This window comes from Umezawaea sp. Da 62-37, assembly GCF_032460545.1.
Classification (GTDB): Bacteria; Actinomycetota; Actinomycetes; order Mycobacteriales; family Pseudonocardiaceae; genus Umezawaea.
In genome coordinates, this window is record NZ_CP135965.1 from 4,444,745 (window position 1) to 4,462,258 (window position 17,514).

At 69.3% G+C, this 17,514-nt stretch carries 14 protein-coding genes; 8 read left to right on the forward strand and 6 right to left on the reverse strand.

What is annotated here, in order from left to right:
* Positions 1-54 precede the first annotated feature (54 nt).
* Positions 55-513 (reverse strand): redox-sensitive transcriptional activator SoxR, encoded by a 459-nt coding sequence (soxR, locus tag RM788_RS19915; RefSeq protein WP_315933215.1) that lies wholly within the window; start codon positions 511-513, stop codon positions 55-57.
* An 82-nt stretch (positions 514-595) separates the two neighbouring features.
* Between soxR and RM788_RS19920 the strand changes: the two genes are divergently transcribed.
* Complete coding sequence (locus RM788_RS19920) at positions 596-1,483, forward strand: NmrA/HSCARG family protein (RefSeq protein WP_315933216.1); 888 nt, start codon at positions 596-598, stop codon at positions 1,481-1,483.
* A 140-nt stretch (positions 1,484-1,623) separates the two neighbouring features.
* Here RM788_RS19920 and RM788_RS19925 read toward each other — a convergent pair whose 3' ends face one another.
* Positions 1,624-2,118 carry a hypothetical protein gene (locus RM788_RS19925; RefSeq protein ID WP_315933217.1) on the reverse strand — a complete coding sequence of 165 codons (495 nt, stop codon included), beginning with the start codon at positions 2,116-2,118 and terminating at the stop codon, positions 1,624-1,626.
* Between the two features lie 909 nt (positions 2,119-3,027).
* Here RM788_RS19925 and RM788_RS19930 point away from each other — a divergent pair.
* Positions 3,028-4,232, forward strand: a protein-coding gene (locus RM788_RS19930) for an IS3 family transposase (protein ID WP_315926170.1) whose coding sequence is annotated in 2 segments (ribosomal slippage) — positions 3,028-3,319 and positions 3,319-4,232 — 1,206 coding nt in all. Because the reading frame shifts where the segments join, the coding sequence is not laid out codon by codon here.
* A gap of 202 nt (positions 4,233-4,434) precedes the next feature.
* Positions 4,435-5,718, forward strand: a complete 1,284-nt coding sequence (locus RM788_RS19935; protein WP_315933218.1) for a sugar ABC transporter substrate-binding protein — start codon at positions 4,435-4,437, stop codon at positions 5,716-5,718.
* 44 nt (positions 5,719-5,762) lie between these two features.
* On the opposite strand, the gene RM788_RS19940 is transcribed toward RM788_RS19935, so the two are convergent.
* Positions 5,763-6,530, reverse strand: coding sequence for a mechanosensitive ion channel family protein (locus tag RM788_RS19940; protein WP_315933219.1), 768 nt, complete (start codon positions 6,528-6,530; stop codon positions 5,763-5,765).
* A gap of 74 nt (positions 6,531-6,604) precedes the next feature.
* Here RM788_RS19940 and RM788_RS19945 point away from each other — a divergent pair, with 74 nt between their 5' ends.
* Entirely contained in the window at positions 6,605-7,105 is a 501-nt protein-coding gene (locus tag RM788_RS19945; protein WP_315933220.1) for a nuclear transport factor 2 family protein, read from the forward strand.
* Between the two features lie 3 nt (positions 7,106-7,108).
* Here RM788_RS19945 and RM788_RS19950 read toward each other — a convergent pair whose 3' ends face one another.
* Positions 7,109-9,340: an alpha-N-acetylglucosaminidase gene (locus RM788_RS19950; RefSeq protein ID WP_315933221.1), complete on the reverse strand. Its 2,232-nt coding sequence runs from the start codon at positions 9,338-9,340 to the stop codon at positions 7,109-7,111.
* Between the two features lie 215 nt (positions 9,341-9,555).
* On the opposite strand from RM788_RS19950, the gene RM788_RS19955 reads away from it, so the two are divergent.
* Positions 9,556-9,840 (forward strand): hypothetical protein, encoded by a 285-nt coding sequence (locus RM788_RS19955; protein ID WP_315933222.1) that lies wholly within the window; start codon positions 9,556-9,558, stop codon positions 9,838-9,840.
* Between the two features lie 105 nt (positions 9,841-9,945).
* Here RM788_RS19955 and RM788_RS19960 read toward each other — a convergent pair whose 3' ends face one another.
* The gene (locus tag RM788_RS19960) at positions 9,946-13,230 is read right to left on the reverse strand and encodes a S8 family serine peptidase (RefSeq protein ID WP_315934687.1); all 3,285 of its coding nucleotides are present in this window, start codon (positions 13,228-13,230) and stop codon (positions 9,946-9,948) included.
* Positions 13,231-13,798: 568 nt separating this feature from the next.
* Between RM788_RS19960 and RM788_RS19965 the strand changes: the two genes are divergently transcribed.
* Positions 13,799-15,454: an FAD-binding dehydrogenase gene (locus RM788_RS19965; RefSeq protein WP_315933223.1), complete on the forward strand. Its 1,656-nt coding sequence runs from the start codon at positions 13,799-13,801 to the stop codon at positions 15,452-15,454.
* Positions 15,455-15,692: 238 nt separating this feature from the next.
* Here RM788_RS19965 and RM788_RS19970 read toward each other — a convergent pair whose 3' ends face one another.
* Complete coding sequence (locus RM788_RS19970) at positions 15,693-16,199, reverse strand: DinB family protein (RefSeq protein WP_315933224.1); 507 nt, start codon at positions 16,197-16,199, stop codon at positions 15,693-15,695.
* A 250-nt stretch (positions 16,200-16,449) separates the two neighbouring features.
* On the opposite strand from RM788_RS19970, the gene RM788_RS19975 reads away from it, so the two are divergent.
* Both RM788_RS19975 and RM788_RS19980 read left to right on the forward strand, forming a co-directional pair.
* Positions 16,450-17,007 carry an NADPH-dependent FMN reductase gene (locus tag RM788_RS19975; protein WP_315933225.1) on the forward strand — a complete coding sequence of 186 codons (558 nt, stop codon included), beginning with the start codon at positions 16,450-16,452 and terminating at the stop codon, positions 17,005-17,007.
* Positions 17,004-17,504 carry a flavin reductase family protein gene (locus tag RM788_RS19980; protein ID WP_315933226.1) on the forward strand — a complete coding sequence of 167 codons (501 nt, stop codon included), beginning with the start codon at positions 17,004-17,006 and terminating at the stop codon, positions 17,502-17,504. Before RM788_RS19975 ends, RM788_RS19980 begins: the two co-directional genes overlap by 4 nt.
* Positions 17,505-17,514 lie beyond the last annotated feature (10 nt).

Genomic DNA, 17,514 nt, shown 5'->3' on the forward strand with positions numbered 1-17,514 from the left:
GGACGGAAAGCGTTGCACCGCAGCGCTGCCCGTCACAGGCCGAGGGCAGCCGGATCATCGTGTGTGCGGCAGGCGGCGTGCGCCGGCGCCTTCGTGGCTCAGCACGTCGCGCGGGTTGGTCAGGTGGCAGATCCTGAGCGACAGGCAGCCGCACCCGATGCACTCGGTGAGGTCGTCCCGGAGCGCCTGCAAGTGCAGGATGCGCGCGTCGAGTTCGGTCCGCCAGGCCGCGGACAGCCGGGCCCAGTCGTCGCGGGTGGGGGTGCGTTCGCTGGGGAGCCGGTCCAGGGCTTCCCGGATCGCGGTGAGCGAGATGCCGACGTGCTGCGACGCGCGGATGAAGGCGACCCGGCGCAGCGTGTCGCGGCTGTAGCGGCGCTGGTTGGTCGCCGTCCGCGTGCTGCGGATGAGGTTCTTGCGCTCGTAGAAGTGCAGCGCGGAGATCGCGACGCCGCTGCGGTCGGCGACCTGTCCGACCGTGAGTTCGTGGAATGACGTGCGGGCCCTCTGCATGGTTGGACGGTAGCGCTTGCCCTCAACCATGGTTGAGGTCAGATGATCGTCGTCGTCCGCGAATCGCGATCAAGGAGCTTCCGTGACCACCACTCTCGTCATCGGCGCCACCGGGAAGCAGGGCGGCGCCGTCGCCCGGTTGCTGCTCGACCACGGTCACGACGTCACCGCCTACGTGCGGTCACCCGAGTCGCCGTCCGCGCTGGCGCTGTCCACCGCCGGCGCGCGGCTCGTCACCGGCGATCTGGCCGACCACCAGGCGCTCGCCACTGCGGCCAAGGGCGTCGACGCGATCTTCGGCTTGTCGGTGCCGTTCGGGTCCGGCGGGAAGGACGAGGAGGTCGCCCAGGGGCGTCTCCTGGTCGACACCGCCATGCGAGCCGACGCCCACCTCGTCTACTCCTCGGTGCGCGGCGCCAACCGGATGGAGGCCACCGACATCGACCACGCCGACAGCAAGCAGCTCGTCGAGGCGCACCTGCGGGACCAGCGGGTGCGGGCGACCGTCCTCGGACCGGTGTACTTCATGGAGAACGCCCTGAACGTCGGGTTCAGCCGCCTCACCGACGGCGTCCTCGCCAACCCGCTCTCCGCGGGCAAGCCGCTGGACCAGGTGACCGTCCGGGACATCGCGGGCCTCGCCGTGCACGCCATCGAGGACCCGGACCGGTTGGTGGGCAAGCGGATCGACGTCGTGTCCGACCGGGTCACCGGCGAGGAGGCGGCCCGGATCCTCAGCGACGTGCTCGGCCGCGAGATCCCGTACCAGCGGATGCCGCTGGACCAGGTCCGCCGGTGGGCGGGCGACGAGATCGCCGACATGTTCCAGCGGTTCGAGGACAACACCGACTTCGCCGACATCGACACCCTGCACGCCGAATACCCCGCTGTGGCCTGGCACAGCTACACCGACTGGGCCAGGACGGTCGACTGGGACCACGTCCTCCGCACCCCCACCACCGCGGGCTGAACACCTCCGCACGACGAAACCGCTGGGGCCTCGACACGAGCCCCAGCGGCGGAGTCCGCGGCCCACTCGTGTTCGCCAAAACCCGACGCGGCCGCGGGGACGGCATACCCGGTTCACCGACGCAGGCACATGCCCCGCGGTCAGACCTGCCCATCACCAGCCGAACCGGCCTTGGCGGCACCGGTCCCCCCGAACGCCTTGACCCGCTCCTCCCCGTCCACGCTCTCCCCGAACACCCGCGCGTCCGAATCGTGCTCACCCCGGTTCGGCTGCCCCGCATGATCGGCGACCTGCGCCAACGCCCGCACCCGCACCTGCGGCAACGCCCCCGGCTCCCGCCGCCGCAACCAATCCACCAAGTGCTCCCGCACCAGACACCGCAAATCCCACAACCGCCCCGCGTCCGGCGCACTCACCAACGCCCGCACCCGCACGAACGAGTTCACCGCGTCCGTCACCTGCAACACGCACACCCGCCCGTCCCACAACTCCACGCCCTCCAACGCCCGCCGCAACTCCTGCCGCATGTCCTCCACCGGCACGCTCCAGTCCACGTCCAACTCCACCGTGCCCAGCAGCTCCGACTGCGTCTTCGTCCAGTTCTCGAAGGGTGTGTGTTGCGAAGACGTAACCAAGAAACCTGTGGTCGACGTGCTGATCAGGGCAGATGCCCAGTCCCCATCAGTCCGGTCGACCTGTGTTGCTTGTCATGTGGGATAGGGCTGGTGAGACGGCTAGCAGGTGGCCATGAACAGCAGTGGCGCTTCCGGTGGAATGATGTGTTCATGAGCAGCTGTCGAAGGGGCCGTGCCGCGTAGGACACCCAGATCGCTCCGGCCACGAGGTACCACTTGGCGCAGTAAGTGGGTGCGCTACCGGGACATCCCAGGGTTGTCCGGCTCGGCGAACGCTGCAATCCGGGATCTGGAAGCCCGACGGTGGACGCCGGGCGTAGTCGCCGTCGCCGTGAGCGTGTGGTCCAGGCATGGGCGTGGGAGTCATCGCCAGTTGCGATCGTGGGAAGCGGAATTCACCTGCATCTGCTGCGGCGCAGGCTGGGCCCGGAACAAGCTGGAAGAGGCCCTCGCGCTACTGCCGGCGCACGCGGCCAGGGAACTGCGAGCCGTTGTCGAAGGCCTGGATGATGCCTTGTTACGGCGCACGCACCATGATCCACAGACTTCTCCGGATCTTTCCTGGTGGTGTCGACGCTGTTGATCCGCAGTCGTTGGATGCTGTTGACGTCGTGTCCGCGCTACAGGCTGCTTGACTTGGCCCTTTGTGCGTCTTCGGGTGACGTGTACGTCCGGGTTGGCCGTTGTGTCCTGCCCCTGGCGAAGGGTGTGTGTTGCGAAGACGTAACCAAGGAACTGGTTGACGACGATGCCGCGTTGCCGCGTCGTTGAGCCCTCGGGCAGTGGAAAACAGACGGAAACACGCAAGAACGCAGAACACTCGTGGAGGCCGTCGGGACTTGACCCTGGATGTTGGACACCAGACACACTTGGATCCTGACAATCCGGGTGGACAGGAGTCCCGTTCAGATGGTGATGAAGCACTACCCGCCCGAGTTTCGGGCCGAGGCGGTCGCGCTCTACCGGTCCCGGCCGGGTGCGACGATCAAGTCGGTGGCTCAGGACCTCGGGGTCAATCACGAGACGCTGCGCAACTGGATCCGGCTCGACGACGCGCAGAGCTCCGAGGCACCCGCCGCGGCCGGGGCGGCTCCAGTGGCCCGGGCCTCGCCGGAGGACGAGAACGTCGCGCTGCGCAAGCGGATCCGCGAACTCGAGGAGGAACGCGACATCCTGCGCAAGGCGGCCCGGTATTTCGCGGGGGAGACGCGCTGGTGAACCGCTTCAGGTTCGTCTCCGAGCACCAACGCCGTCACGGCGTCAAGCGGTTGTGCCAGGTCATCGGCCTCGCCAGATCCAGCTACTACCACTGGAAAGCCACCCAACCCGACCGGGCCGCCCGCGCCGCGGACGACGCGGACCTGGCCGCCCGCATCCGCGTCATCCACCGCGAGTCGGCCGGTACCTACGGTGTCCCGCGCGTCACCGCCGAGCTGCACGACACCGGAGATCGCGTCAACCACAAGCGCGTGGCCCGGGTAATGCGGGAGGTCGGCCTGGCCGGGGTGCGGTTGCGCCGCCGGCACCGCACCACCCTCGCCGACCCGGCGGCGGTCAAGGCCCCGGACCTGCTCGGCCGCGACTTCACCGCGCAGACACCGAACGCCCGCTACGTCGGCGACATCACGTATCTGCCGATCGCCGACGGCACGTTCCTCTACCTGGCCACCGTGATGGACCTGTGCTCGCGCCGCCTGGTCGGCTGGGCCGTGGCCGACCACATGCGCGTCGAACTCGTCCTCGACGCCCTGCACGACGCCCGACGCACCAGAGGCAGCCTGGCCGGAGCCGTGTTCCACAGCGACCACGGGGCCCAATACGGCGCCCGAGCCTTCGTCGATGCCTGCCGGACCGCCGGGGTGACCCGTTCCATGGGCGCGGTCGGCAGTTCCGCCGACAACGCCGCCGCCGAAAGCCTCAACGCCTCCTTCAAACGCGAAACCCTCCAAGGCGCCCAGAGTTGGGACAGTGCAAGGGAAGCACGGTTGGCAGTATTCGGCTGGGCGCACCGCTACAACACCCGACGACGCCACTCCCACCTCGGCCAGAAGTCCCCGATCGACTACGAGAACACCCTCATTCCGGCACCGGCTACGCTGACCCACGCCGCATGATCCCGTGTCCAACATCCGGGGTGAAGTCCCGTCCACTGCGGTTGACCTGTTGGCCTGGCTGCTGCGGGTGGGGCCGGCGCCGATTCGTAATCCCGCTGGTGAGGCTGGGCGAATCTCGGACTGTGCAGAGGGCACTACGCCAAGTCGGGCAACCGTGCCCTGATCCGTGTCCGTCCGGTTCCAGGTAGGGGACCATCGCGAAGTGCGCGACGAGGTACCGGCGGACCGGCCGGGTGATCAGATGGCGGAAGCATCCTCCGGGAGTTCCATCGTGCAGGCAGGGCGAGATGTCCGGATCATTCACAAGCAGAACGCGTACCCGTGGCCGCGTGCGGGAAGTGCGGTGCTCATCGTAGGGACGGCGGTCGCTGGCGGGCTCGCGCTCTTGTACGGCGGACCGCTGGCCCCGGCCGTTCGAGCTTGGGGGGTGCCCCTCGCGGTCATGGCCTGTGTTGCGGTGGCATTGCTGCGTTCGCGGGGCAAACGGGTGTTCCTGGTGACGTCGGCGTTCAGGCAGAAGTACTGGGTCGCCGGTCTATTGCAGCATCTGCATGGCGTGCTGGACCGCAATGGACTGGATCTGGTGTTCAAAACACCCGAACACGACTATGACGCCGCCGCGCAGGCTCACAACCTCAGGCGGCTGGTCCGATCCCGACGCGAATACGTTGGCGGAATCGTGCTGGCCACCGAGGTGCCCCGGATGCAGTCGGAACTCGTCGAGTTCTGCTCCGAGGTCCGGGTCCCGGTCGTCTTCACCGACATCGAACCGTTCGACGAGGCCCGCTACCCGTCCAACGCGGCGTTCGTCGGGTATCTCTCCACAGACCTGGGTGCGCTCGCCGGTCACTGGCTCGCGGATCACTTCACGCAGCACAGGGTTCGGCGTCCCAGGGTTCTCATCGTGGCCAGCCTGGAGCACTCGGATCGGCAGCGGTGCTGCGTCGAGGTTTTGCGCGCCCGTGTGAACGGCATCTCCATCGTGCTGGAGGACAGTTGCGCATTCCAACGGTCCCGCGCCTACGATGTCGTGCGGACCCACGTGCGTGGGCTTGACGTCCGGCATGGACGGCTGGACGCGGTCTTCTGCACCAATGACGAGATGGCGCTCGGTGCGGTGGACGCCTTGCACGCGATCGATTCCCCCGCGACCAGGAACACCGTGATCATCGGTGTGGACGGGGTGCCCGAAGTTCGTGCGTTGATCGACAGCAGCACCAGCCCGCTGCGCGCCACCGTGGTCCAGGACTCGAACCGGCTCGCCGAGAGCGCGATGCACATGATGACCCGGATGCGACGTGGACGGGTTGCTTCCAAGCGGACTATTTTACGGCCTGAAGTGCATCAAGCGCCCAGCGAGATAGCCATGAACTCGCGAAAGCGCAACAAACTAGCCACACGCACTGGGATCATGCAGACGGAGAAGCCGCCGGGCGTGCAGATTGGTCCTCAGCTGGAGCATCGGTGCAATGAGACGACTGATTAGACCCCGCTGCGCACCGTAGATGCTCATTCTTGAGCGGCGACCTGCTACCTCTCAGCGAACGGCGTCTTCAGGAAGTACGACGTCGGCAGGACCAGTCGGCGGTCGTCCCACAGGTGCACGACCACGTAGGTCAGCGTGATGTCCTCGACCCGCCCCCACTGCTTCTCCACCACCAGCACGTCGTCGAGCCGCACGGCGTCGCTGAAAGCGATCTGCACACCGGCGAACACGTTGCCCAGCAACGATTGCGCGGCCAGTGCCGCGATCGCGCCGATGACACCCGCCGACGCCAGCAGGCTCGTCCCGGCGGCGCGCGCGGCCGGGAAGGTCATGAGCATGGCGGCTGCCGCGAGCAATCCGACGACGACCACGGTCACCCGGCGCACCAACGTGATCTGCGTGTGGACCTTGCGCGCGTGCCGGTTGTCCGTCACGTCCACCCGGATCCGCGACAGCGTCGCGTCCTCGGCGACTGTGAGCAGCGTCGCGACCAACCACGCGCCTGCCGCTATCAACGCCAGCCCCACGACGTGCAGCGCCACGGGTCGCCACTGGCCGGTACGGAACGCGACGCCGAGGGAGAACTGGACGGCCACGAGGACGGCCACCGCTTGCGCGGGGCGGTGCGCCCGGCGGGCCAATTGCTCGAACAGCGCCGACCGCTGTCCGATCTTCCGGGTGGCCCGGTGCACGATCGCCACGAGCAGCAGCGCGAACAGCACGGATCCGGCGAACGTCAGCAACGGTGTCAGGAGCATGTCCGCCAGGTACCCGCGCGGCCCCTCCTTCAGGCCTGGGCGCGGGCCGTCCATGATCCGCTTGACACAGACTAGTGATATCCGCATACTTTGGTTACACCATATAACTTCAGCCAAACGGAGTCACCATGAAGACCACCTTCCTGCGCCGCGGCCTGACCGTCCTGATCGCGGGCGTCATCGGGGCGGCGGCGATGACCGGCTCCGCAGACGCGGATTCGGCGCGGTGGAAGCCCGACGTCGTGGCGCAGTGGGCGGCGGCGTGGAACGGAGGTGACCCGCAGGCGCTGGCGAAGCTGTTCACCCACGACGCGACCTACACCGATTACGGCGTGAACAAGGTGTCGACGGGGCGGGACGGTGTCGCGGCGTGGAAGTACGGGACGGACCAGCTGATCGCGGACGTGCGCATCACGGTGAAGAGCTCGTTCCGCGGTGGAGACCGGATCGCGGTCGAGACGATCTACGCGGGCCACATCAAGGGCGCGCCGACGCCGTTCGCCGTGCCGACGACGACGATCCTCGAACTCCGCGGCACCCTGATCAGCGCCGACCGCGACTACTACAGCCTCGCCACGCTGCTCGCCCAGTCCGGCCTGCCCGCCGACTGGACCCCGCCCACGGCCTGAGCCCTAGCTCTCCAGCCCCAACTCCTGGGCGATGCGCTTCGCGACCTCGTAGGTGTCGCCGGCGGGCCGGGTCGGGAACTCGGTGGTCTGCGACGTCCACTGGGCGCCGCTGGCGCACCAGTCGATGGTCGGCGGCACACCGCTGTCCACGGTCCCGGCCAGCTCGGCGAAGAAACGCTCCCAGCGCGGCTGGTAGTAGCTCGACACCATGCCCTGCCACTCGCGGTTCGCGTAGTCGCGGAGCGTGTCGCACGCCTTCTCCGACCAGATGCTGATGATGCCGCGGGCGTCGCGTTCCAGCGCCACCTTCTCCTCGGGCGTGTTCCCCCACGCCTTGGCGGCCTCCAGCCAGGTGCCGAGCAGCCAGTCCTTCTGCGTGCCGAGCAGTTCGTCGGTGCTCTTCATGTACCCGATGTACTGGTCGGTCAGCGCGTCCAGCGCGGCCACGTCCTTCGACGCGTACGCCTTGGCGATGCCCTCCAGCGTCGCCCGGCCGCGGTTCGCGAGGATCTGCCGGGTCACGTCGACCAGGTCGTACTTGTACGTCTCCTCCTCGCGCACCGCGGCGTCGGCTTGCAGCAGCTCGCCGAGCACGGGTTCGAAGTCCGACGCGGAGTAGCGCGGTTTCGGCGGCCCGAAGTAGGAGGAGGAGGTGACCTTCAGCGCGGGCAGGGCGGTGAACGGGCTCTCGTACGGGCCTTCGCCGCTCTCGTGACCGGTGGCCTGGAACGAGTACGCGGTGTTGAGCAGGATCTCCCACGCCTCGGCGACGTGCGGGTCGTCGCCGGCGCCGTAGCGGCGCTTGGCGTAGTCGAGGATCCACGAGTCGAGGTCGACGGCCTTGTCGCGCCACACCATCTCGCCGAACAGGTCCTGCACGACGGGGTTGAGGTGGGTGCCCTCCAGGACCATGGCGGTGCCGACGAGGTCGCCGCGCTTGCCCACCGACCGCGAGCGGATGTCGGGCAGGGTCTGGCCGGGTTCGGTCAGGTTGCCGAACATGCCGAGCCTGCCGCCGAAGTTCTGGATCGTGCCCCACGCCCACGGGGCGCCCCAGAACGCGTCGGTCTTGCTCCACGAAGGACCGTCGTCGGCGTCCAGGTCGAGCACCAGGACGCGCTTGCGGTCGATCGCGTCGATCAGGCCCTCCTGCGGGTTGCCCTGCCACGCCTGCAACACCCACGTGGAGTCCGGGTGCGCGCGGGTCAGCGCGTCCTGCACGGCCTTGCCCGCGTCGCCGATGTCGACGCCGCCGAGCTCGCCGCCCTCGTGGATCAGGTCGTTGGAGTAGTGCGTGGTGTCGCCGAAGCGCTTGCTCTGCACCTCGTAGAACTTCGCGGCGACCTTGGCGTACAACGGATCCGTCGGCGCGAGCCAGTACGGCCGGGGGTGGCCGGAGTAGTCGCCCTGCGGGATCACGTTCGCGCCGGGGTTGGCGTCGACGAACGCCTGGTCGGGCACGTGGCCCTCGAACGCCGGGAACACCGGGGTGATGCCCAGCTCGCGCATCCGGTCCGCCACGCGCCTGCCGAGTTCGGCGCGGCGCTCGATGAGGTCCGCGCCGACCGGGCCCGCGTGCACGCCGCCGGACGGGTCGTAGCCGGTCGTCGAGCCGTACCACTGCCAGGGCTGGAACGAGGGCTGCGCGATCCAGGCGCGCACCTGCGACTCGGACATCCCGAACGACTGGAAGGCGTCGTACCAGACGGCTTCCTGGCCGACGAGCACGAGCGCGCGGTTCACGCCGCTGGCCGCGAGGTAGTCGATCTCGCGTTCCCACTCGGTCCACGTCCAGTACGGCATCGTGTAGCCGTAGACGGTGAAGTTGTAGGCGTACCGGTCGCTCAGCGTCGTGCGCTTGCTGATCGGCTTCTCCGGCGCGGGCAGCGTCTCCGGCAGGTCGAGGCGGTCGCCGTTGGTCGACAGGTGGCCGCCCGCCACGTACTTGAGCCACCAGTTGAAGCCGGACACGATCGCGACCTGGCTGGTGCCGGACAGTTCGAGGTGCCCGGCGGTGCCGCCGATCTCGAACGAGTCCGCCGTGCCCGCGTCCGCGGGGGTGGTGCGCACCTCGATCTGCGCCGCGCGGGCCTCGTCGCCGCCGAGCAGCCGGGTGATCGCGGACTTCACCGGGGAGACGTCCACGAACGCGTTGCCGGTCGTGCGCACGTCGGCGACCACCAGAGCGGCCAGCAGGACGAGGACGACAGCACCGGCGAGTGCTCTGCGCTGCACGGTCGACTTCCCTTCGGTGGGATGAGCGGATCCTACGGCCGGTGCAACCTCCCGGCCGTCCCGCCCCGTCTACTCAGGTGACAGCAGGACGGTGGGTGCGCAACGTGGTGGTGGCGGTCGTGGCGGCAGGGCTTCTCGGTGGTTGCGGGCAACGGTCCCCGACTACCCCGCCGGGGGCTCCGACATCCTCCACGGGGGCGAGTTCGCCCGTTCAGGTGGCTGCCCCGACGCTCGCGCCGAGGGTCAAGGAGCAGCTCGACGCGGCGCGGCTGGCCCGGCGGGAGACGGTCGTGCTGACCATCTCCACCGTCGAGGGCAGGACCGCGTCCACCGCTCAGGCGTTGCGCGACCTCGGCGCGACGGTCGAGTCCGAGGACGCCACCGTCGGCTACCTCCGGGCGAGCGTGCCGGTGGCCCTGGCCGCACGGGCCGCCACCCTGGAGGGCATCTCCCAAGTGGACGTCGAGGAACCGATCGGCGTCCCCGACCCGACTCCCTGACGAGCGCGGCGGCCTCGCGCGACAACGCGCGGGGCCGCCGCTGAACGCGGAACAGCCCCGCACCCGTGGGAACACAGGTGCGGGGCCGCCGTCAACCGATCAGGACTAGACGACCGACTGCACGATCACCGTGCCGCGGCCGACGGTGGAGCCCTCCGAGGTCTGCACGAGGAGCTCACCCCGCAGCACACGGCCTGCACCGGGCTGGCCCGTGGCCGTCACCGTGCCGTTGACGGTCCACGTGGTGCCCGCGGCGTGGTCGGCGAGCGGGTCGCTGACGTCCACCGAGCCCAGCGAGGGGGCGGCGTAGTAGTCGATGTAGTCGTACTCCGTGGTGCCCGCGGGGACCGAGTAGCCGTCCACGAGGACCCTCCACAGACCCGCGGCCGGGTTGGCCAGGGTCACCGACTCCTCGGAGTCGCCGTCGGCCGACGACCCCGCGACCACGCACGTGCCCGTGGTGCAGTTGTAGAGGACGAGGTCCAGGTCCGCGGTCGCGTCGCTGGTCTTGCCGATGGTCGCGCTGACCGCCGTGGCGCCCGCGGGCACCGTCAGGTCGTAGGTCTGCGACGTCTCGTTGGCGATGCTGGGGCGCGCGATCTTGGCGCTGGCCAGCGGGCCGCCGACGAGGTGGCCGTTGAGCGCGCCCAGCGAGTTCGTCACCTGGTAGGTCCGCGCGACCGGCGTGCCGAGCGTCGCGGACGCGATGACGTCCGGGTTGGGGCTGACCGCGGTGCCGAGCACCGAGGCGGTCACCTTGTACGGCGCGCGGTCGACGTCCGACGTGCGACGGGCCTCGACCACGATCTCCCAGACGCCCGGCAGCGGGTTGTTGACCGTGCGGCTGGTGGGCGAACCGGTCGTGCAGCCGGCACCGGCGTCGGGGTTGTAGCAGGACGTGGTCGCCGTCGGGTCGATCGGCACACCGGTCGGGTCGAAGCGCAGGAAGCGCACTTGGCCCTTGCCCGCGTCGCCACCGGCGGCCAGGTCGATCTTCAGCGCGCTAGCGCCCTGGGGCACCCGGACGAACAGGCTGGTGAACTGGTTGCGGCTGATGTCACCGGACTGCGAGACGGCGTACTTGTTGCCCGCGTTGAAGTCCGACGCCGCGAACACGGTGTTCAGCGTCTGCAGGTCGACACCCGGCGTGGAGGGGTTGTCCAGGCTGAGGACCGCGGACAGGGCGCCCGCCTTCTTCGGCTTGACCTTCACGTCGAACTTGACCGGCGTGTTCAGCGGCAGCGTGACGCTGCCCGCCGAGTCGAACGCGCTCTTGTCGCCGTCCCAGTCGACCTGGTACTTCACCGGCTTCGTCGACCCCGTGGTGCGGGTCAGCGTGTAGGTGCGGGTGTAGTCCTTGCCGATCGTCACGCCCTCGCGGTCGTGGATGCCGACACCGGTGTTGGCGGTCGGCTTGAGCTGGCCGGACAGCACGGTGTGCACCTCGACCGACGTCGTCACGGTGTCCGTGGCGCCGGAACGGCTGAGGATGTTGTAGGCGGCCTTCACGTCGAAGAGGCCGGCGCCCTGCTCGTACGCGCCGAACTCGCTCTGGAAGTCCGCGCCGGACTTGATGGCGTTGCGGAGCTTCGCGGCGTTGGGGCGCTCGCCGTTGTGCGTCGCCTTGTACGCGCTGATGAGCAGCGCGGCGGCACCGGTGGCCTGCGGGGACGCCATCGACGTTCCCTGGAGCATGGCGTAGCCGGGGGGCAGCTCGTAGGTGCCCGCGACGGGACCGGGAGCCTCCCAGCGCGGGATGGTGGAGATCGCCGCGCCGGGCGCGATGATGTCCGGCTTGAAGCCGCCGTCCTCACGGGGACCGCGCGAGGAGAAGGGGTGCAGGTTGTCGCCCTGCTTGGTCACCGAGCCGTAGTCGGCGAGCCAGGTCTCCTTGGAGATGTAGGAGCCGACGCTGACGGCGTCGGTGGCCACCGACGGGTCGCCGACGGTGTTCGCGCCCGCGCCGCTGTTGCCCGCGGAGATGAACAGCTGGACGTTGTACTCGGCGATCGTGCGGTTGTAGAGCTCCGCACGCGCGTTGTTGCCGTCGTTGAGGGCGGGCAGGCCGCCGATGGAGATGTTCACGACGTCGGCGCCGTTGCGGGCGGCGTAGAGCACGCCCTCGAGCAGACCGCTGCTGGTGCAGGAGGACGAGGTGAGGCAGACCTTGACGGCCATCAGCTTGGCGCCGGGGGCCGCGCCGGTCATCTTGCCGCCGAACATGTTGTTGGCGGCGGTGATGCCCGCGACGTGGGTGCCGTGCTCGGCGCCCGCGATGCCGATGTTGACGAAGGCGGTGCCGCCGTTGTCGTACACCGACTTGTTGGTCTGCACGACGAACGCCATGCGCTCGGCGATCGGCGTGGCCGGGTTGTCGGTGCCGAAGAAGCCGACGTCCTTCTTGACCTTGTAGTCGATCATGGCCGTCTGGTCGGTGAAGTCGCCGTCACCGTCCAGGTCGACCCGGACCTCCTTGGTCAGGACGTCCTGCAGGACCGGGAAGGAGTCCACCCGGTCGCCGTCGCGGTTGAGGTCGCCGCCGGTCTCGCTGGTCGGGTCGCCCAGGTCCTTCGCGGTCTCCTTCAGGAAACCGACCGCGTAGGGCCCGCCGGTCGCGGGAGCCTTGTAGGTGACGCCGCCGACGACGAACGCGCCGGTGTAGCGCTCCTTCGACATCGTGACCCACGTGCCGTCGTTCTCGGTCGGCGCGTTGGCGTTGTACCAGTCGACGATCTTGCGCTCACCGGTCGTGGTGGTCGCGAGCGCCGGGTGGTCCAGGTCGACGCCGGAGTCCAGGATGGCGATCGTGGTGTTGCGGCCGTCCCACTTGGGGTGGGACTGGGCGAACGACGCCGCGCCGGTGTCGGCGATCGGCATGTACGGGTTGTCCTTGGGGGTCTTCGCGCCCGGCGCCTTCTGCGGCAGCGGGGTGGCCACGCCCTCGATCTTCGGGTCGTCCATCTTGACGAGCCCGTCGACGTCGACGGCGTTGACCGAGGCCAGCTTCGCGGCCTTCTCGGCGTTGCCGCGCGGCAGCGTGACCTTGAGGTAGTCGACCTTCTGGTCGGTGGTCTCGACGACCGCGCCGAGCGCCTTCAGGTCGTTGGTGGCGGCCTCGATCTTGCCGTCCTCAGCGGCGACCAGCAGGGTGACGTCGGCCTTGCCCTGCTGCTCGGCTTCGGCGATGAGGGCGCGGTCCTGCTTGTCCAGCTGCTTGTCGGCCTGAGCGGACGGAGCGGGCTGCGCGAGTGCGGGGGTGGCGGCGAAGCCGAACCCAGTCGAACCCAGCACGGCGGCCAGCAGTGCCACGCTGGTGCGGTGTCTCCACCGAAGTCCTGACTTGATCACGACGCAAAGACCCTTCGTGGGGGAGGAATGGTGGAAGCACATCTCTCCGCGCACGAACGGACAATAGGACAACCGGCCCATTGATGAAGTCCACATTGGACTGAACGGCCTCTTGTCCGGAACCCTTTTTCGAGGTAGGCGCCGTTATTCCGATAACGGTTGATGCAGCGCTGCTCCAGTCAAGGGCTGAAGGAATGGAATGTCAACACCTGTCAACGGTGAACACGGGGTTCTTCGACCGATGCGGTAACAAATCGTCCCGGTGACCGATGCGCCCATTCCAAGGGGCTTAGCACGTGGTGACCTGCGGCACCAAGGGGAACACGCGCACCCCACCACCCGTTCTACCAGTGGTCGGCACAGGGGTGCTGCGCCCGGCGTCGATTCGCACGGGTGCCCCCTCGCCCGCTGCGAATCCCCCCGAGACGCTCCGCGGCGCGCCCCCCGCTCGCCGACCGCCGTCGGCCGGACGGAAACCCCCCTTCCGCGACCGGCCGACGGCCCCCTGACCGCTCGAAGACGACTCGAAGACCGCTCGAAGACGAAAAACTTTCGTGTCCGACGTTCCGCCTGCTGCGCGATGGGCGGCACCCCTCCTAGACTGCCGTCCATGGCACAGGACGCGGACGTCATCGTGGTCGGCGCGGGTCTGGCGGGGCTGGTAGCCACCGCGGAACTCGTGGACGCAGGTCGCAAGGTCATCCTGCTCGACCAGGAACCGGAGGCGTCGCTCGGCGGCCAGGCCTTCTGGTCGTTCGGCGGCCTGTTCCTGATCGACACCCCCGAGCAGCGCAGGCTCCGCGTCAAGGACTCGGCCGAGCTGGCGTTGCAGGACTGGATGGGCTCCGCGGCGTTCGACCGCGACAGCGACCACTGGCCCCGCAAGTGGGCCGAGGCGTACGTGGACTTCGCCGCGGGCGAGAAGCGCTCCTGGCTGCACGCGCAGGGCGTGCGCTGGTTCCCGTTCGTCCAGTGGGCCGAACGCGGCGGCTACCTCGCCGACGGCCACGGCAACTCCGTGCCGCGCTTCCACGTCACGTGGGGCACCGGCCCCGGCATCGTCGCCCCGTTCGAGCGCCGGGTGCGCGAGGGCGTGACCAAAGGGCTCGTCACGCTGCGGTTCCGGCACCGGGTGACCGAGCTGACGTCCACCGCGGGCGCGGTCGACGGCGTCCGCGGCGAGGTGCTGGAGGCGAGCACCGTCGAACGCGGCGAGAAGAGTTCCCGCGAGGTCGCCGGGGACTTCGAGCTGCGCGCGCAGGCCGTGATCGTGACGTCCGGCGGCATCGGCGGGAACCACGACCTGGTGCGGAAGAACTGGCCCAAGAACATGGGGACCCCGCCGGAGCACATGCTTTCCGGCGTTCCCGACCACGTCGACGGGAAGATGCTCGAAGTCGTCGGCAAGGCGGGCGGCGAGCTCATCAACGAAGACCGCATGTGGCACTACCCCGAGGGCATCGCGAACTACGCGCCGATCTGGAGCAGGCACGGCATCCGGATCCTGCCCGGCCCGTCGTCGCTGTGGCTGGACGCGACCGGGAAGCGGCTGCCGATCCCGCTGTTCCCCGGATTCGACGCGCTCGGCGCGCTGGAGCACATCGTGAAGACCGGGCACCAGCACTCGTGGTTCCTGCTGAACCAGCGGATCATCGGCAAGGAGTTCGCCCTGTCCGGGTCGGAGCAGAACCCCGACCTGACCGGCAAGGACGTGAAGCTCGTGCTGAAGCGGGGCCTGCCGGGCGCGGTGGGGCCGGTGGACGCGTTCGCGAAGCAGTCCCCCGAGTTCGTCTTCGGCCGGTCGATCCCCGAGCTGGTGAAGGGGATGAACGCGCTGGTCGGGAGCGAGATGATCTCGGCTTCGGCGTTGGAGAAGGTGGTCGTCGAACGCGACCGGCAGGTGACGTCGGGCCTCGGCAAGGACATGCAGGTCAACGCGATCACGCTGGCCCGCCGGTTCCTGACCGACAAGCTGGTCCGGGTCGTCGAGCCGCACCCCATCCTCGACCCGAAGGCCGGACCGCTGATCGCCGTGCGGCTGTCGGTGCTGACCCGGAAGTCCCTGGGCGGCCTGCACACCGACCTGTCCTCGCGCGTGCTCAAGGACGACGGGCAGCCACTGGAGGGCGTCTACGCCGCCGGTGAAGCCGCTGGATTCGGCGGCGGCGGCGTGCACGGCTACCGCGCACTGGAAGGCACCTTCCTCGGCGGCTGCGTCTTCTCCGGCCGCACCGCAGGCCGCGCCGCCGCAGCCGCCACCACCTAACCGCGAGTCGAACCCCCAGACACCCCGTGTCGAACACTCAGACACCTTGACCCGAACACTCAGGCACCTCGAGTACCCGCTCAAGCATCGCGAGTCGAACGCTCAGGCACCCTGTGTCGAACCCCAGACACCTCCAGTCCCCACTCCGGCACCCGCCCCCATCCGGCCCGCTGTCCGAGTGACGAACTCGGGGTGTCTGAGCGTTCGACACGAGGTGTCTGAGTGTTCGACTCGCGGGTTATGAGGGGTCTAGGGTGCCGGCGGTGCGGCCGTCGAGGGATTCGCGGATGATGTCGGCGTGGCCGCCGTGGCGGGCGGTTTCCTCGATGACGTGCAGCAGGACCCATCTGGCGGACCAGTGGGCGGCTTCCGGTAGTGCGCAGGGGGCGCCGAGGTCGGTGACGTCGGAAAGGACGGCCTCGGTTTCACGGGCGCAGGTTTCGTAATCGGCGAGCAGGAACTCGGCGGTGTCGGTCTCCGCCAGGATGAAATCGGATTCGAATTCCACGATCGGCCACAGGCCCGGAAGCGGCAATCCGCCCAAACCCGCCTGCACCCAGCGCCGCTCGGAACGGGTCACGTGCTTGAGCAGCCCGCCGAGGGAAAGCGCGCTGGCGCTCGGGACCTTCGACAGCTGCTCGTCGTCCAGCCCCCGCACGGCGTTGCGCAACCCCTCGCGCTGCTTGTCGAGGTAGGCCAGCAGGGCGGTGCGCTCATCCGGAACGGGTGGCACGAACGACGGCATGTCGGTTCTCCTTCGGTGGTGGCGGACCCTCACGGTCGCAGCCGTACCTGACAGGGAACGTCAGGTATCGGCAAGTCCCGCTCCATGGACCACCTTGACGTGGTGTGCCCGCCTTCGCATGCTCGGAGGTGTGAACCGAGGAGAGCCCCTGACCCGTCGTCGCCACGTGGACTTCGCCCGCGCGTGCTCCTGCCGCTGTCGGTGACCTGGAAGACCCGGCCGATTCCCGTTGCGCAGCAAGGAGTTCACGATGTCCGCACTGATCGGCACGCTGGTCGGCAACCCCCGGCCCGCGTCCCGCACGCTCAACGCCGCGCTGGCCCTGCGCGACGCGATCGGCCAGGTCCTCACCGACGGCGCCTCGAACGGCGTGGTGGTGGACTCCGCCGAGTTCGCCCAGGAGGTGTTCACGCCCGGCGCGACGAGGGTCAAGGAGGCGTTGGCCGAACTGGGCGGGGCGGACGTGCTGGTGGTGGCCTCGCCGACCTACAAGGCGACGTACACCGGGCTGCTGAAGTCGGTGCTGGACCAGGCGCCCGCCGGGTGGCTCAAGGGGCGGGTGGCCGTCCCGCTGCTGGTGGCGGCCTCCGACAAGCACGCGCTCGCCGTGGAGCTGCACCTGCGGCCGGTGCTGGTGGAACTGGGCGCGCGGGTCCCCGGCCCCGGCGTGTTCGTGAATGAGGCCCAGCTGACCGGCGACCACGACGCGCTGACCGCCGCGCTGGTGGAGCAGCTGACCGCCACGGGGACCGCCGACACCCTGAACGCGCTGGTCCGATCGGCGCAGGCCGTGGGGGTGTCCCGATGAGCGTCGTCCCCCGGCAGGGCAAGCGGGACCTGGCGGACGACCTCCGCGGCGCGCTGCGCGACCACCCGCAGGCGGTCAGCATCGTCACCGCGCAGGGTCCGGACGGCCCGGTGGGCGTCACGGTCAGCTCGTTCACCTCCGCCAGCCTGCACCCGCCGCTGATCGTGGTGTGGATCGGCGACGGCGCGTCGGCGTGGCCGGTGCTGCGGACGGCGCCGCTGTTCGCGGTGCACCTGCTGCACGCGGGCCAGAGCGACCTGTCGGACCTGTTCGCGAAGACGGGCTCGGACCGGTTCGGCGCGGCGACGAACTGGGAGTCCGATGTGGACGGTGTCCCGCACCTGCTGGACGCCCCGCTGCGGCTGCGCTGCCGGACCGCGCGGCGGATCGCGGTGGGCGACCACGTGGCGCTGGTGGGCGAACCGCTGGAGATCCAGCACACCGGCGGCACCCCGCCGCTGGTCCGCTTCCAGGGCCGCTACACCTCGGTCGACTGACCGGACGGGC

Excerpts from the sequence above, each read along its gene's own strand:
- soxR (WP_315933215.1), bottom strand. The coding sequence starts at position 513 with ATGCAGAGGGCCCGCACGTCATTCCACGAACTCACGGTCGGACAGGTC.
- RM788_RS19940 (WP_315933219.1), bottom strand. The coding sequence starts at position 6,530 with ATGGACGGCCCGCGCCCAGGCCTGAAGGAGGGGCCGCGCGGGTACCTG.
- RM788_RS19945 (WP_315933220.1), top strand. The coding sequence starts at position 6,605 with ATGAAGACCACCTTCCTGCGCCGCGGCCTGACCGTCCTGATCGCGGGC.
- RM788_RS19960 (WP_315934687.1), bottom strand. The coding sequence starts at position 13,230 with ATGTGCTTCCACCATTCCTCCCCCACGAAGGGTCTTTGCGTCGTGATC.
- RM788_RS19965 (WP_315933223.1), top strand. The coding sequence starts at position 13,799 with ATGGCACAGGACGCGGACGTCATCGTGGTCGGCGCGGGTCTGGCGGGG.
- RM788_RS19970 (WP_315933224.1), bottom strand. The coding sequence starts at position 16,199 with ATGCCGTCGTTCGTGCCACCCGTTCCGGATGAGCGCACCGCCCTGCTG.
- RM788_RS19975 (WP_315933225.1), top strand. The coding sequence starts at position 16,450 with ATGTCCGCACTGATCGGCACGCTGGTCGGCAACCCCCGGCCCGCGTCC.
- RM788_RS19980 (WP_315933226.1), top strand. The coding sequence starts at position 17,004 with ATGAGCGTCGTCCCCCGGCAGGGCAAGCGGGACCTGGCGGACGACCTC.